The sequence below is a fragment of the Gemmatimonas sp. genome (assembly GCF_027531815.1).
Taxonomy (GTDB): Bacteria; Gemmatimonadota; Gemmatimonadetes; order Gemmatimonadales; family Gemmatimonadaceae; genus Gemmatimonas.
Window position 1 is genome coordinate 178,087 of the sequence record NZ_JAPZSK010000010.1, and the last position, 13,634, is coordinate 191,720.

The window sequence follows — 13,634 nt, forward strand, 5'->3', positions numbered from 1 at the left end:
CAAATCGCGCGGTAGGCAAAAGTGCCCCCGCGCGACGACGTGACGGATCTCTGCTTAGTAGCGGAGCCCAAGGTCTTGCACGAGCGTGCGATACTGCTGCACGTCCGTACGCTTCAAATAGTCCAGCAAACGGCGGCGCTTGCCGACCATCTTGAGGAGGCCGCGGCGACCATGATGGTCCTTCGCGTGCGTACGGAAGTGACCCGTCAGGTAGTTGATGCGCTCCGTCAGGAGGGCGATCTGTACGCGGGTCGAACCGGTGTCCCCTTCGTGGGCCCGGTACTTGTCGATCGTGGTAGCCTTGTCGAACGCCATCGTCGTTGTATTCTCAGCCGTTATCCGAGCTGTCGTCGCGCGGAGTGGTGCGCGACATTCACTGCGGGTTTTGTGCGCGCAATTGCAGGAAGCACGGTAGCTTACTCGACTCTGCCCCCCCTGTAAAGGACCCTGCCGTGCCAGAACGTTACCTGGGGCGTACCATCGGGAAGTACCGTGTCACCCGCCATTTGGGGACAGGGGCCTTTTCGTGGGTTTACGAGGCCGTCGATCTCGACCTCGAGATCCCGGTCGCCCTCAAGATCCTGCGCCCCGAGTTCGCCGGACAAGACCTCGCCGAAAGCCGCTTCCGCAAGGAAGCCGCTACGGCGGCTCGCCTCCGGCATCCCAATATTGTCACGGTCCGAGACGTGGGACAGGTGGACGGGGCAGCGTTCGTGGCCATGGACCTCTACCCGCTCACCCTCGGGCGTCGCCTTGCCTTGGTGGGTCGCCTGCCCGAACCCGAGGTCGTGCGCCTGGGGATCGGCATGGCCGCCGCCCTCGCCGTGGCACATGCCAGCCAGATCGTCCACCGTGACATCAAGCCCGACAACATCCTGCTCGATCAGGGTGGCGAGGCGATCGTGGCCGATTTCGGCCTGGCCCGTGCCTTGGCGGCTGAGTCGCTGGGCGACACCAATCAGGTCCAGGGCACCCCGCACTACTTCAGCCCAGAACAGGCGCGGGGCAAGGAACTCGACGGTCGGAGTGACCTGTACGCGGTTGGGGTCACCCTCTACCGGGCTGCCACCGGGAAGCTCCCGTTCGAGGGGGATGACTGGTACGCGGTGGCCCGTTGCCACATTGAGACACCGCCCCGCCCGCCGCGCGACCTCGTACCGGAACTCACCCCCGAGTTCGACGCGCTGGTTCGGCGCCTGCTGGCGAAAGACCCGGCAGACCGGATACCCAATGCCGTCCAGCTCGTAGATGCTCTGGCGGCGCTCCCCACGGCACCCGACGGGAGTGCCGGGCTGTCACGCCTCGGTTCCAATACTGTCGACGCCTTCCGTGTCTCCCCTCCCACGCCACGCCGATTTTGGCCCGCGGCGGCCATCGTGATCGTGGGTGGGGTCATTGGCTGGATTGCCTGGGAACGGCAGGTTCGCGGCGCCGGCCTCGGCCCGGCCCCCACGGTTGCCGTGGCCGCAGACAGCGCCCGATCCGTACCGGTAACCGTCGATTCGCCCCCGCCGGTTCCACCCGTGGCCGATTCCACCCCCGCCACGGCGGCCACCCCGGTCAAACGGGCCGTGGCCGCACTGCCGCGTACGGTGCGGATCGAGGTGACCACCCTCGACTCGGCTGTGATCTACGCCGACAATCGGCAGGTGGGCATCGGACGCTGGTCCGCCGATGTGGCGGTCTCCCCCCGCCTCTCGCTGCGTGCCGTCGTCCCCGACGCGCCGACCACATGCCGCACCGCCCTTCGCGATACCGTGCTGACCGCACTCCGCGCGGGACAGCGATTCTCGATCGATCTGCCGGTGCGCGGATGTGCGGTCGTACGCTATCGGGTAGAACCGCGCGACGCGCGGGTTCAGTTCGCTCCCGTTGAGGGCGGCCGTGCATACGAAACGCGCGCCGACAGCGTCGAATCGTACTCCCTCCCGTGGGGAAAGTACGTCATGCGTATTTCGGCCCCGTATTGCATCGTCTTTTCCGACACCGTGGTCGTGCATCGCAACGGCGGGGAGGCCGTGGTTCCACGCAAGCTCGTGTGCAGCTGACCTGACGCGACACGATGACGAACTGCGGGACACGCTCCGATCGCGGTACGCGGCACTGGTGGCAGCGCACGCGACCATGCGGGACGCTGCCGCCTCCATCGGTGTCACACGCCGCACCCGGTACCGTCGTCTCGAGCGCCTCGGCCTTTCACCGGGCCGCGGCGTGCGCCATGCCCGGTCACGCCCTCGCCAACGGCGGTGGTCGTCTCGCCGTGCGCATCGCCTCGAGGCTAGCGCGCCGCCGCCACGCTGCCGGCTCCGATGATGGCGCCCACAAGTGTTCCCATCCAGAAGCGACGCTCGTGCCACCACCCTTCCTTGGGACGCACCACCAGCAGAAAGTGCTCTGGCTTGACCCGCGTCACCTGCCCGGTCACGAGCGCGGTGGCGGTGGCGCTGTCACGGTGGATCACGCGTAGACGCGCGACCAGCGCATCGCGCTGCTGGGGATCGACGACGTAACTCTGCAGCCCCTTGCGCACCCACCGCGCTTCCCGCACGCGAAAGGTGGCCGTGGAATCCGTGACGCTGTCGATCTCGAAGCGCGCCGCGTCACGCGGAATGCGTGGAAGGGCCGGACCGCTCGGGGACGTCACCAGCGGAGGCGCCCACGGCATGCGGACGCTGCAGCCGACAAACGCCAGCGAGATCGTCAGCAGCGCGCACGAACGTCTCACTGCGTGAATACCGATCGGAGATCGTTGAACGTCACCAGAATGATCAAGGCGAGCACCGCCAGCACACCCACCCGTGCGAACGCTTCACGCGTCCGCATGCTGAAGGTGCTGCCCTTGATGCGCTCGGCAATGACCAGCACGATCTGTCCGCCATCGAGGACGGGGATGGGCACGAGGTTGAGGATGGCGATGTTCAGACTGAGGAACGCGATCAGCGACCAGAGCGTCTCCGCGCCGTTGCGTGCCGCCTGCACCGACGTGCGCGCGATCTGGATGGGCCCCCCGAGGTTCTTCGCCGATACCTCACCGGTGACGAGTCCGCCCAGCACGGTCACGATATTGCGCGCCATGGCCCACGTGGCTTTGGTGCCGCTCGCCGTCGCTTGCGCCAGCGATACGGACTCGCGTACCACCGAATCGCGAACCATCATGCCGACGCGACCGACCTTCGTGGCCGCCCCGGTGACGGGGTCCTGCGCATCCACCACTTGGGGCGCAATGATGGCCTGTACACGCTCGGTGCCACGCAGCAGGTCGAACTGTACGGTTCCGCTCGTCACGGGGGACACACGAGCGAGGACCTCATCCCATGCGCGCACGCTGTCGCCGTTGATTGCCACGATCCGGTCGCCGGCCTGTACGCCAGCCGCCGCAGCCGGCGCGCCGGGTACGATGGAGTCGATCACGGCAGGCACGTAGCGGTTTCCGTAGGTGTAGTACAAGCCGCTTGTTACCGACATCGTGAGCAGGATGTTCATGATGACGCCGGCCGACAGGATGAAGATGCGCGCCATCGCGGACTTGCTCTCTACCCATCGCTCGGCCGGCACGGCCTTTGGACCAAATGGCGCCATTCCCTGGGGATCCCACAGCGCGGCCGGTACCCCGTCTGGTTGCTTCGGGACGCTCTCGAGCGAGCCACGATCGGCCTCCCCGCCCTCGATCCCCGCCAGGGCATCGTCGTCGCGTGAGGCCATGCGTACGAAGCCGCCCAGCGGAATGAGCGACACCCGATAATCCGTTTCGCCACGCTTCCAGCCGAACAGGCGACGCCCCCACCCCAGCGAAAACACCGGGGCGTATACACCACACAGCTTCGCAGCCACGAAGTGGCCCAATTCGTGAACGAACACGACAAGGCCGAAGACCAGCAACGGCGCGATATAGACTGACAGTGAGGCCATGGTTGCTACAACTCCGCCACAATACGAGACCGGACATGACGACGCGCGGCGGCATCGGCCGCGAGCAGCGCGTCGAGCGTGTCGCCAGAGGATCCACCCAGCTCCTGCAACGCGTCAGCCACCCGCGCGGCGATACCGCCAAAGCTCAGATGCCCCGCGAGAAACTGCGCCACCGCTTCTTCGTTCGCCGCATTGAACACCGCCGGGGCCGCTCCGCCCCGGCGTCCGGCCGCGATCCCCAGGCCGAGCATGGGAAACTGCTCGTGGCGTACCGCCTCGAACGTGAGGCCGCCCAGCGCGACCGGATCGAATGATGGTACGCCACTGTCGGGCACGCGTTCCGGCCAGGTGAGAGCGTACAGGATGGGCAACTCCATGCTCGGCACCCCCATCTGGGCGAGCACACTGCCATCAACGAATTCCACGAACGAGTGTATGATGCTCTGCGGATGCACGACGACGTCAATGCGGTCGTACGGCACGCCAAACAGGTGATGCGCCTCGATCACCTCCAGCGCCTTGTTTGCCAGCGTGGCGCTGTCGATGGTGATCTTGCTGCCCATCTGCCAGGTCGGATGCTTGAGCGCATCGCTCCGGGTGGCCGTGGCGATGCGTTCGGCGGGCCACGTGCGGAACGGGCCGCCGGAGGCCGTGAGCATGAGCCGCCGGACCTCGTGTGGCTGACGTCCGGCCAGGCACTGGAGAATGGCAGAATGCTCGCTGTCCACGGGCACCAGTTCGCCGCCATGTTCGCGGGCCGTGCTCGTGACGATGTCACCGGCTACGACGAGCGTTTCCTTGTTCGCCAGTGCGACCCGCTTCCCGCAGCGCAGTGCGGCAAGCGTGGCCGGTAGCCCGGCAGCGCCGACCACGGCATTGATGACGATGGCGGCCTCAGGGCGTGTGGCCGCCTCGACGAGGCAATCAGGGCCACGCCCCCAGGTTGCCGGCGCGTCGGGGCACGATTGCACCAGCCCAACATAGGCCGGCGAGAAACGCTCCACCTGCTCCTGTAGCGCCGCAAGGTTCCCGTTGGCCGTGAGGGCGACCGGTACGAACCGCGCCGGCTGCCTGGCCAACACGCGCAGCGCACTGGTGCCGATTGAGCCGGTTGCCCCCAGCAGGGCAACACCGACCGGCTCGGCGGCCGGCGCGTGGCCCATGGGGGCATCCTGCATCCAATTGGCGGTCATCGCCCCCCCGGCGCGGGAATCAGCAGCCAGTCGTACAGTGCATAGGCCGCCGGCAGCACGAAAAAGAGCGAGTCGAGGCGGTCGAGGACGCCGCCGTGACCCGGGAACAGTGTGCCGCTGTCCTTGACGCCGGCCTCTCGCTTGAGGAGTGACTCGGCGAGATCGCCGACCTGCGCGACCACACTGATGGCGGCGCCGAAGAGGACAAGGCCCCACGGGGTAAATGCCAGCTGGGCACGCGGAACAAGCAGGCCGTGCACGAACGCGTAGGTAGCCGCCACGGTTACCACGATCGCGCCGACGGCTCCCGCCACGGTTTTCCCCGGGCTCACACTGGGCATGAGCCTGCGTCCGCCGATGAGCCGCCCGCTGAAGTACGCCCCGGTGTCGCTGGCCCAGGTGAGCACCACCGGAAACAGGACGGCCAACGCTCCCGCAGTATCACCCACCGCGTAGTTGTGATAGCGCAGTGCATAACCGAAGGCGAGCGTTCCGCCCGTATACAACACACCGTACACCGTCGTGCTGGCCGCGCCCAGCGGCTTGCCATCGACTCCGCGCAACCAGATGGCGACGCCCAGCACGAACAGCACGGGAAGAATCCACGCGTAGAGCGGGATGCGCAGGACCCCCAACACCTCACCGTGCACGGCGATCGGCACGAGCGCCGCGGCGATCACGCCGAGGACGACGAGCGGTGTTGCGCCACCTTCCCGAGCGAGGCGATAGAACTCCCACGCTCCGACCCCGGCGAGCGCGCCGAGCAGGGTGGCGAGTGGCGCCCCCCCGATCCAGATGATCCCGATGGCAAGTGGCACACCAATGAGCGCCACAAGGACGCGACGACCGAGTTCGTTCACGACGCAGCAGGGGTTACGGAGTCACCCGTCCGAAGCGACGGTCACGACGCTGGAAGTCGCAGATCGCCTCGTACAGGGCGGCGCGATCGAAATCGGGCCACAGGACGCTGGAGATGTACAGCTCCGCGTAGGCAACCTGCCATAGCAGGAAGTTGGAAAGGCGTTGCTCGCCGGAGGTACGAATGAGCAGGTCCGGGTCGGGGCAGTCGGCGGTGAAGAGCCGACTCCGGAACTGCGCTTCGTCGATCTCCTCCGGTACCAGCCGCCCCTGCAACACATCGGTGGCGAGGCGACGGGCCGCGCGCACCAACTCGGCGCGACCGCCGTACGAGATGAAGAGGTTGAGGCCAAGACGCGCCCCGCCCGACGTTTCCCGCCGCACCCGATCGATCGCCGCGGCCGCGGCGGGGCTAAGGCGGTCAAGATCGCCATGTACATGGACGCAGACACCCTGCCGGGCGAGATCCGCTGCCTCACGGGCAATGAACTCCTCGAGCAGCGACATTAGCGCCGACACCTCGGTTTCCGGCCGTTGCCAGTTCTCCTGCGAAAACGCGAACAGCGACAGCCATTCGACGCCGGCTGCGAGGCACCCCTCCACCACGGCGCGCACCGCCTTCATGCCCGACCGATGGCCGAATGGGCGCGGCATGTGTCGCTCCCGCGCCCATCGGCCATTTCCATCCATGATTATCGCGATGTGCCGCGGCACCGCCCCATGCACGCGAATGCGCGCCAACAGATCCGACTCGGTATCAGTCATCATGGGTTGAGGCGGTGACGATGGAGCACAGCACGGCGCATCCGCTGTGGCGGAATCACACTTCCATGATTTCGGCTTCCTTGGCCTTCAGCAACGCCTCGAGTCGGCCGATCTCATCATCGTGCACTTTCTGCAGCTCCTTCTCGGCGTGCTTCTTGTCGTCCTCCGACACGCCGTCGAGCTTCTTGATCTTGTCGCGCGCATCGGTACGCGCATGTCGAACGGCGATCTTGCCATCTTCCGCGAGCTTGTGAAGGATCTTCACGAGCTCCTTGCGGCGCTGTTCCGTCATGCTGGGCAACGGCACGCGGATGATGCCGTTCTGGTGAGCCGGATCCAACCCGAGCTCCGACTCCCGGATCGCCTTCTCGATCACCTTCGCCTGCCCCTTGTCGAACGGGGTGACGAGCAGGATGCGGGGTTCGGGGGCGGAGACGGAAGCCACCTGATTGAGCGGCAGCAGCGAGCCGTAGGCCTCGACCTTGATGGTATCCAACATGTTCGGCGAGGCCTTCCCCGAGCGAACGCTCGAGAACTCCCGCTTGGCGTTGTCGAGGGCCTTGTCCATGCCGGCCTTCGCGTCCTTCAGGATCTGGGCAATGCTCATGAAACCAGTGTCCCTACGCGTTCGCCCTTGATGGCGCGCTCGATGGCACCGGGGCGGTGAAGGTTGAGTACGACGATCGGCAACTGATTCTCCTTGCAGAGCGTGATGGCCGTCTGGTCCATCACCCGCAGTTCCTCGAGCATCACGTCACGATAGCTGATCGTCTCGTACAGGGTGGCGTTCGGGTCCTTCTTGGGATCGGCCGAGTACACGCCGTCGACACTCGTGGCCTTGATGATGACGTCTGCCTTCATCTGAATGGCCCGCAGTACCGCCGCCGTGTCCGTGGAAAAATACGGGTTGCCGGTGCCGGCGGCAAAGATCACGGTGCGCCCCTTCTCGAAATGCCGCAACGCTCGCCGACGGATGTAGGGTTCCGCCAGCTCCTCCATGCGGATGGCGGTCATCACGCGGGTGTCGAGTCCCTTCTTCTCCAGCACGTCCTGCAGCGCCATGGCATTGATGACGGTCCCCAACATGCCCATGTAGTCGGCGCCGACGCGATCCATGCCCATCTGCGAGAGTTGCGTCCCGCGGACGATGTTGCCGCCACCGATCACCAGGCCGAGCTGAACGCCCATGCGCGCCACCTGCACGATCTGGTCGGCGAAGAACCCGATGCGTTCGAAATCGAATCCCACCCCTCGATCTCCGGCAAGCGCTTCACCGGAGATCTTGAGGAGAATGCGCCGAAAGCGCAGTTCGGACCCGCCTTGTGCGAGCGCACCGGTCGCGGATTCGCTCATGGCGCGTTACTCGGCGCCGAGCTGCAAACGCGCGAAGCGGTCCACCGTGATTTCGCCACCCGCCTTCTTGCCATGGTCGGCGACCAGCTGCGCGATGGTGATGGCTGCGTCGCGGACCCACGGCTGCGGCATGAGCGTGACGTCCTTCAGGAACGCCTCCACCTTGCCCGTCGCGATCTTTTCGATCATGGCCTCCGGCTTCCCCGCTTCGCGGGCCTGCCCTTCCGCCACGCGCTGCTCGGCCTCCAGCTTCTCCGCCGGCACACCGCGGCGGTCGACGGCAATGGGCGCAGTCGCCGCGATATGCTCGGCGATGTACTTGACCAGGTCCTTCGTCGCCTCGTGGTTGGCCACCTCCGGGGAGGAGGCGGTCACCTGCACGATCGTGGAGAGCTTGCCGTTGTGATGGCGGTACATGCCCACCTGGCCATTGGCCCCCGCGTCGAAGCGCACCGTGCGCTTCACGTTCACCGCTTCGCCAGTCTTCGCCGCCGCCGCCTTCACGTACTCTTCAACCGACTCCGACGGGCTCCCGGTCATCGGCTCGGCAAGGAACGCCTCGGTGTCGGCCGCCGTGGACTGGATCCGGTGGGCGAGGAGTGTCGTGACGATCTTGCCGAAGTCTTCGTTGCGCGCCACGAAGTCGGTTTCGCACGCGACTTCGATGAGCGCGGCCGACGCGCCGTTGTTGAACACTTCGCCCCCCACGATGCCCTCGCTCGTGGAGCGGTCGGCACGCTTCTCGGCCTTGGCAATGCCCTTTTTGCGGAGGTACTCGATGGCGGCGTTCATGTCGCCGTTGTTCTCCTCGAGCGCCTTCTTGCAATCCATCATGCCGGCGCCCGTGCGCTGGCGGAGTTCCGCTACGTCCTTGGCCGTGATCGCCATCGTCGAGTCCCTGTCTATCGCTGAAGTGTGCGTGGTCGGTACTGGGAAGGTACTGCTCTGTGCTACAACAACGCCGCCGGGAAGAGCCGGCGGCGTCGCGTTTCAACATCCTCGGCAGCAGCGCGAGTGGCCACCGCCATCGGAAACCGAGCGGAACGTCGGCGGTTACTCGGCGCTGTCGGCGGAACCGGCGTCTTCACCGGCATCACTCTCGCCGGCGGGGGCGTCGCCACCCTTCAGGCGCGCGGCGATGGCTTCCGGCTTCGCCCGACGGCGGCGCGGGCGTCCACCGCGGTCGTTGTTGCCACTGCGGTCGCCGCCACCACGGTTTTCACCGCCACGCCCTCCACGATCGCCACGATCGGCGCGCTCTGCCCCACGGTCGCTGGAGAACGTGTAGGTCTCCTGCTCTTCTTCCGACGGACGGCTCGGCGCCTCGCGACGCGCCTCGTCGATGGTGTCGGCAATCACCTTGGTGATCAGCTCCACCGACCGAATGGCATCGTCGTTGCCCGCGATGGGTACCGTGATGAGGTCCGGATCGGCGTTCGTATCGACGATAGCTACGATCGGCACGCCCAGCTTGTTGGCTTCGGAAACGGCGATGCGCTCCTTCTTCGAGTCGATGATGAACAGGAGCCCCGGAAGGCGGTTCATCGACTTGATGCCGGAGAGGTACTTGGACAGCTTCTCGCGCTGACGCGACATGAGCAGCTGTTCCTTTTTGGTGTAGTTCGCGAGCGAGCCATCTTCGCTGCCGGCCTCAAGCTCCTTCAGCTTCTTGACCTGCTTCTTGACCGTCTGGTAGTTGGTGAGCATGCCGCCGAGCCAGCGCTCGGTTACGAACATCCCGCCGCAGCGCGCGGCCTCGTCGCGCACGATGGCCGCGAGCTGGCGCTTGGTGCAGACGAACAGCACGTTCTCGCCGCGCAGGACGACCTCGCGGACGAGCTTCTGCGCCAGTTCGATCTGGCGGAGCGTCTTCTGCAGGTCGATGATGTGGATGCCGTTGCGCTCGGCGAAAATGAACCGGCGCATCTTCGGGTTCCAGCGTCGGGTCTGATGCCCGAAGTGGACGCCCGCGGCGAGCAGCTGCTCGAGGGACGGACTGGCCATGATGAGATACCTGGGTGTTTGGAGTCGTCCGTGATCGTCACCGCCGATGGCGACTGTGCCTGGAGGCACAGCACCCGCCATCGGCTCGGACCACGTGTGAGATATGCTGGGCAGCGCGCCGGGGAGAGCCCCACCGGCGCCATCTGCTTAGCGCTTCGAGAACTGGAAGCGCTTGCGGGCGCCAGCGCGGCCCGGCTTCTTGCGCTCGACCTCACGCGCATCGCGCGTGAGCAGCCCGAACTCACGAAGCTTCTTCTTGTTCGTTTCGTCCACCTTCACGAGCGCACGCGCCACCGCGAGGCGCACCGCCCCCGCCTGGCCCGACATGCCGCCGCCGTCGAGCACGGCCTTCACGTCGTACTTGCCGAGCGAGTCGGTGAGCATGAACGGCTGCTGAATGGCCGACACCAGGGTCGGCCGGGGGAAGTAGTCACCCAGCGTACGACCGTTCACTTCCCACTTGCCCGTGCCGGGCGAGAGGTAGAGGCGGCAGACCGCCTCCTTGCGACGGCCAACGGCGTTGATCTGTTCCGACATTACTTGGCCTCGGCAGTGGAGAAGGAAAGCTTGGCCGGGCTCTGCGCAATGTGCGGGTGCTCGGCGCCGGCGAAGACACGCAGCTTGCGACGCAGCACCTGGCGACCGAGTGCGGTCTTCGGGAGCATGCCGTACACAGCCTTCTCGATCACACGCTCCGGGTGCTTCGCCAGCATCGTGGCGAACGGGGTGTGCTTCTCGTGGCCCATGTAGCCGGTGTGGCTGAAATAGGTCTTCTGCTCGGCCTTGCGGCCCGTGACCTGCACCTTGGACGCATTGATCACGATGACGAAGTCACCCGTGTCCATGTGCGGCGTGAACATGGGCTTGTGCTTGCCGCGGATGATCTTCGCGACTTCCGACGCGAGCCGGCCAAGGACCATTCCTTCCGCGTCGACGATGTACCACCGACGGTCGATATCCTTCGGGGTCGCGCTGTAGGTCTTCATGCTAACGTGATCCGTGCGTGTTGCGGAGAAGCCGTGGACCGGAGACACATCGCCCGCGGGTCGGCCCCCGACAAAGGGTTTCTAAACAGACGACGGCGCACCTTCCGGCGCCTGTGCCTGAAAACGGGACAGACCCTTAGCTTACACAGCTCAGAAGTGCCTGTCAACGTGGAGCTTGTGCCAAACGGCCCAGCCGGCCCCTTGGATGAAGGGCACCCCTTGCCCACCCCCGCGCGCTTCCCCATTGTGCGCCCGGCAACTGACGGTAGCGATGAGGCTGCCGCCCCCACCCCTCTCCCCGGAGTCGAACATGTCGATGGTGTCGGAGTTCAAGGAATTCGCCATGAAGGGCAGCGTGATGGACCTCGCCATTGGCGTCGTCATCGGCGGCGCGTTCCAGAAAATCGTCGACAGCATGGTCAGCGACATCATCATGCCCGTCGTGGGGCTGCTCACCGGGGGCATCGACTTCACCAATCGGTTCCTTACCGTGGGTGGGGGCACCTTTACCACCCTCGAGGAGGCCAAGAAGGCCGGGGCGCCCACCGTCGCCTACGGCCTGTTCCTCAATCAGGTGCTCACGTTCCTCATTGTGGCATTCACCCTGTTCCTGGTCATCAAGGGCGTGAACCGCATGCGTCGAAACGAGCCCGCGAAGGGGTGAGTCGGGCGCCTGGCGCCCGGCGGAAGTAACCGATCAGGGGGCCGCCAGCTCGATGAGCACGGCCCCCTTGTTCACAGCCTCCCCCGGCGTCACCCGAATCGCCGTGACCACGCCGGCAGACGACGCGCGAAGCTCGTTCTCCATCTTCATGGCCTCGATGACGGCCAGCCCCTGGCCGGCACTGACGACATCGCCAACGGACACGGCCACCCGCACGACCAACCCGGGCATGGGGGCCACGAGCGGCGCGGGCCCGCTCGAGACCGCCGCCGCCGCCGTCAGGTCCTTGATTGCCCGCATGCGCTCGTCCAGCGCCTCGACCTCCAGTCGCGCGCCATCGAGGTCGAGTTGCCACCGACCTCGTTCGCCGCCGCGGCGGGCGACCACCCGATGGATCTGTTCTCCGATCCGCACCAATCGGACGGGCGTCCCGGGTATCGCACTGAGCGATACCTCCACACGCTCGGCGTCGATGGTCGCGTGGCCGCCGTCCAGCTCCACGGTCAGGCGTTCGCCGTTGATGTCCACCAGGTATTTCATGCGATCTCCCGTCGCAGCACACACACGGTTTCCACGTGGGCCGTCTGCGGAAACATGTCGAAGCATCGCACCTCCCCCACCTGCCACGAGGGAAGGCGCGCCAGATCCCGGGCCAGGGTGGCCGGATCGCAACTGACGTACACGATGCCCTGCACGGCGCGCTGCGCCGGTGCCTCCAACCACAGCGCCACATCGGGATGCAGCCCGCGCCGCGGCGGATTGACCACCACCACCTCCGCTGGCAGGTCGAGCGTTCCGACGGCCTCTTCCATCAGGTCGCACACCACCCGCGCACTGGCGGCCTGTTCGCCCAGCGCCTCCAATCGCGCCGCCGCGGCACCTGCCCCTGCCCGATCGGCTTCCACAGCCACGACCGCCACGCCTGCCGCCGCGAGGCGCGCCGAGAGCAGGCCACTGCCGGCGTAGCCGTCAAGGACGCGGCTTGGCCCGAACGCTTGCACAGCGTCAAAGACGAACTCACGAAGCCGTGCGGCCAAATCGTTGTTCACCTGGGCAAACGCCATCGCCTCTTGTGCCTGCGGTGCGTATTCGGAGACCGGGCGCGCGGTGGCGGGGATGTCGGCCACTCGATCGGGCGTCCACCAGACCCCGCGTATGCGGTCGTCGGCCTGTTGTACGGCATCGGCCCACCGCCGTTCCTCCGGCCAAGCGGTCCCCCCCTCGATCACCACGCTCACCCCTGGGGACGCATCGGCCGCGTCGGGTGCATCGAGACGCAGGTGTAACCGCAGCATCTCCACCGGGCTGACGCCCCCGCTGGGCAGCGCCACCCCGGGCAACGCCGCCTCGCCTGCCCGCAGGACGGCGCGCACGGCCGTCCACACCGCCACGAGCGCGGGATGCGCAATCCGACAGGTCTCGAGCGGGAAGATGCGCGTGGCGTCGTCGTGCGGGTGCAGGCCGCCAACCCAGCTGGTGCCACGGCGGCGTAACGTGAGCGACAGTCGACTCCGATACTCCCACGCCGCCCCGTACTCGAGCATTGGCAGGGGCACCGTCCGTCTCCCAATGCGAGCCAGCGTGTCCTGGACGATATGGCGGCGCGCATTGCGCTGCGCCTCCAGCGACAGGTGCTGCAGCTGGCACCCGCCGCACCGGTCCCGCTCGTAGTGCACGCATTCCGGCGCGACCCGGTCGGCCGACGGGGTCAGCACCTGCAACACGCGGCCCCGCCCGTGGCGCGCGTGGGTCACATACGCCACCTGCACCACATCGCCCGGCGCCGTGCGCGGCACGAAGACAGCCAACCCCTCGGTCCGCCCAACACCATCTCCTCCGGCCGCGATACGGTCGATGGTAACGACCTGCACCGACTCCGGAAGACGCGTCGGGCGGTGTCCG

At 66.6% G+C, this 13,634-nt stretch carries 15 protein-coding genes and 1 pseudogene; 2 read left to right on the forward strand and 14 right to left on the reverse strand.

All coding sequences use genetic code 11. From position 1 onward, the window contains the following. Window positions 1–54: 54 nt before the first annotated feature. Entirely contained in the window at window positions 55–315 is a 261-nt protein-coding gene (gene rpsO, locus O9271_RS13410) for a 30S ribosomal protein S15 (RefSeq protein ID WP_026850731.1), read from the reverse strand. Window positions 316–452: 137 nt separating this feature from the next. Between rpsO and O9271_RS13415 the strand changes: the two genes are divergently transcribed. After that, the gene (locus tag O9271_RS13415; protein WP_298270591.1) at window positions 453–2,048 is read left to right on the forward strand and encodes a serine/threonine-protein kinase; all 1,596 of its coding nucleotides are present in this window, start codon (window positions 453–455) and stop codon (window positions 2,046–2,048) included. Window positions 2,049–2,278: 230 nt separating this feature from the next. On the opposite strand, the gene O9271_RS13420 is transcribed toward O9271_RS13415, so the two are convergent. From O9271_RS13420 to rplM, 11 genes are all read right to left on the reverse strand, one after another. Beyond that, window positions 2,279–2,725 (reverse strand): hypothetical protein, encoded by a 447-nt coding sequence (locus O9271_RS13420; RefSeq protein ID WP_298270593.1) that lies wholly within the window; start codon window positions 2,723–2,725, stop codon window positions 2,279–2,281. Beyond that, window positions 2,722–3,909: an RIP metalloprotease RseP gene (gene rseP / locus O9271_RS13425; protein WP_298270595.1), complete on the reverse strand. Its 1,188-nt coding sequence runs from the start codon at window positions 3,907–3,909 to the stop codon at window positions 2,722–2,724. The genes O9271_RS13420 and rseP overlap by 4 nt, the downstream gene beginning before the upstream one ends. Window positions 3,910–3,914: 5 nt before the next feature. After that, a complete protein-coding gene (dxr, locus tag O9271_RS13430) occupies window positions 3,915–5,072 on the reverse strand; it encodes a 1-deoxy-D-xylulose-5-phosphate reductoisomerase (protein WP_343213917.1) in 1,158 nt (385 codons plus the stop codon). A gap of 26 nt (window positions 5,073–5,098) precedes the next feature. Further along, complete coding sequence (locus tag O9271_RS13435) at window positions 5,099–5,962, reverse strand: phosphatidate cytidylyltransferase (protein WP_298270600.1); 864 nt, start codon at window positions 5,960–5,962, stop codon at window positions 5,099–5,101. A gap of 13 nt (window positions 5,963–5,975) precedes the next feature. Further along, window positions 5,976–6,728: an isoprenyl transferase gene (locus O9271_RS13440; protein WP_298270602.1), complete on the reverse strand. Its 753-nt coding sequence runs from the start codon at window positions 6,726–6,728 to the stop codon at window positions 5,976–5,978. 52 nt (window positions 6,729–6,780) lie between these two features. Continuing rightward, window positions 6,781–7,332 carry a ribosome recycling factor gene (gene frr / locus O9271_RS13445; protein ID WP_298270604.1) on the reverse strand — a complete coding sequence of 184 codons (552 nt, stop codon included), beginning with the start codon at window positions 7,330–7,332 and terminating at the stop codon, window positions 6,781–6,783. Beyond that, a complete protein-coding gene (gene pyrH / locus O9271_RS13450) occupies window positions 7,329–8,078 on the reverse strand; it encodes a UMP kinase (RefSeq protein WP_298270606.1) in 750 nt (249 codons plus the stop codon). The genes frr and pyrH overlap by 4 nt, the downstream gene beginning before the upstream one ends. A gap of 6 nt (window positions 8,079–8,084) precedes the next feature. Continuing rightward, complete coding sequence (gene tsf / locus O9271_RS13455) at window positions 8,085–8,966, reverse strand: translation elongation factor Ts (RefSeq protein ID WP_298270608.1); 882 nt, start codon at window positions 8,964–8,966, stop codon at window positions 8,085–8,087. A 165-nt stretch (window positions 8,967–9,131) separates the two neighbouring features. Then, entirely contained in the window at window positions 9,132–10,082 is a 951-nt protein-coding gene (rpsB, locus tag O9271_RS13460) for a 30S ribosomal protein S2 (RefSeq protein WP_298270610.1), read from the reverse strand. Window positions 10,083–10,229: 147 nt separating this feature from the next. Next, window positions 10,230–10,619, reverse strand: a complete 390-nt coding sequence (gene rpsI / locus O9271_RS13465) for a 30S ribosomal protein S9 (protein WP_298270612.1) — start codon at window positions 10,617–10,619, stop codon at window positions 10,230–10,232. Beyond that, the gene (rplM, locus tag O9271_RS13470) at window positions 10,619–11,068 is read right to left on the reverse strand and encodes a 50S ribosomal protein L13 (protein WP_291261013.1); all 450 of its coding nucleotides are present in this window, start codon (window positions 11,066–11,068) and stop codon (window positions 10,619–10,621) included. The genes rpsI and rplM overlap by 1 nt, the downstream gene beginning before the upstream one ends. A gap of 316 nt (window positions 11,069–11,384) precedes the next feature. On the opposite strand from rplM, the pseudogene mscL reads away from it, so the two are divergent. Beyond that, window positions 11,385–11,717 (forward strand): annotated as a pseudogene (gene mscL / locus O9271_RS13475) (large conductance mechanosensitive channel protein MscL); the annotation flags it as partial. 48 nt (window positions 11,718–11,765) lie between these two features. On the opposite strand, the gene O9271_RS13480 reads toward mscL, so the two are convergent. Both O9271_RS13480 and O9271_RS13485 read right to left on the reverse strand, forming a co-directional pair. Then, window positions 11,766–12,272 (reverse strand): biotin/lipoyl-containing protein, encoded by a 507-nt coding sequence (locus O9271_RS13480; RefSeq protein WP_298270617.1) that lies wholly within the window; start codon window positions 12,270–12,272, stop codon window positions 11,766–11,768. Continuing rightward, window positions 12,269–13,603 (reverse strand): TRAM domain-containing protein, encoded by a 1,335-nt coding sequence (locus O9271_RS13485; RefSeq protein ID WP_298270619.1) that lies wholly within the window; start codon window positions 13,601–13,603, stop codon window positions 12,269–12,271. Before O9271_RS13485 ends, O9271_RS13480 begins: the two co-directional genes overlap by 4 nt. Window positions 13,604–13,634 lie beyond the last annotated feature (31 nt).

What these genes read in the sequence shown, in the direction of transcription:
- rpsO (WP_026850731.1), bottom strand. Translation starts at nt 315, where the DNA reads ATGGCGTTCGACAAGGCTACCACGATCGACAAGTACCGGGCCCACGAA.
- rseP (WP_298270595.1), bottom strand. Translation starts at nt 3,909, where the DNA reads ATGGCCTCACTGTCAGTCTATATCGCGCCGTTGCTGGTCTTCGGCCTT.
- dxr (WP_343213917.1), bottom strand. Translation starts at nt 5,072, where the DNA reads ATGGGCCACGCGCCGGCCGCCGAGCCGGTCGGTGTTGCCCTGCTGGGG.
- O9271_RS13440 (WP_298270602.1), bottom strand. Translation starts at nt 6,728, where the DNA reads ATGATGACTGATACCGAGTCGGATCTGTTGGCGCGCATTCGCGTGCAT.
- frr (WP_298270604.1), bottom strand. Translation starts at nt 7,332, where the DNA reads ATGAGCATTGCCCAGATCCTGAAGGACGCGAAGGCCGGCATGGACAAG.
- pyrH (WP_298270606.1), bottom strand. Translation starts at nt 8,078, where the DNA reads ATGAGCGAATCCGCGACCGGTGCGCTCGCACAAGGCGGGTCCGAACTG.
- tsf (WP_298270608.1), bottom strand. Translation starts at nt 8,966, where the DNA reads ATGGCGATCACGGCCAAGGACGTAGCGGAACTCCGCCAGCGCACGGGC.
- rpsB (WP_298270610.1), bottom strand. Translation starts at nt 10,082, where the DNA reads ATGGCCAGTCCGTCCCTCGAGCAGCTGCTCGCCGCGGGCGTCCACTTC.
- rpsI (WP_298270612.1), bottom strand. Translation starts at nt 10,619, where the DNA reads ATGTCGGAACAGATCAACGCCGTTGGCCGTCGCAAGGAGGCGGTCTGC.
- rplM (WP_291261013.1), bottom strand. Translation starts at nt 11,068, where the DNA reads ATGAAGACCTACAGCGCGACCCCGAAGGATATCGACCGTCGGTGGTAC.
- O9271_RS13480 (WP_298270617.1), bottom strand. Translation starts at nt 12,272, where the DNA reads ATGAAATACCTGGTGGACATCAACGGCGAACGCCTGACCGTGGAGCTG.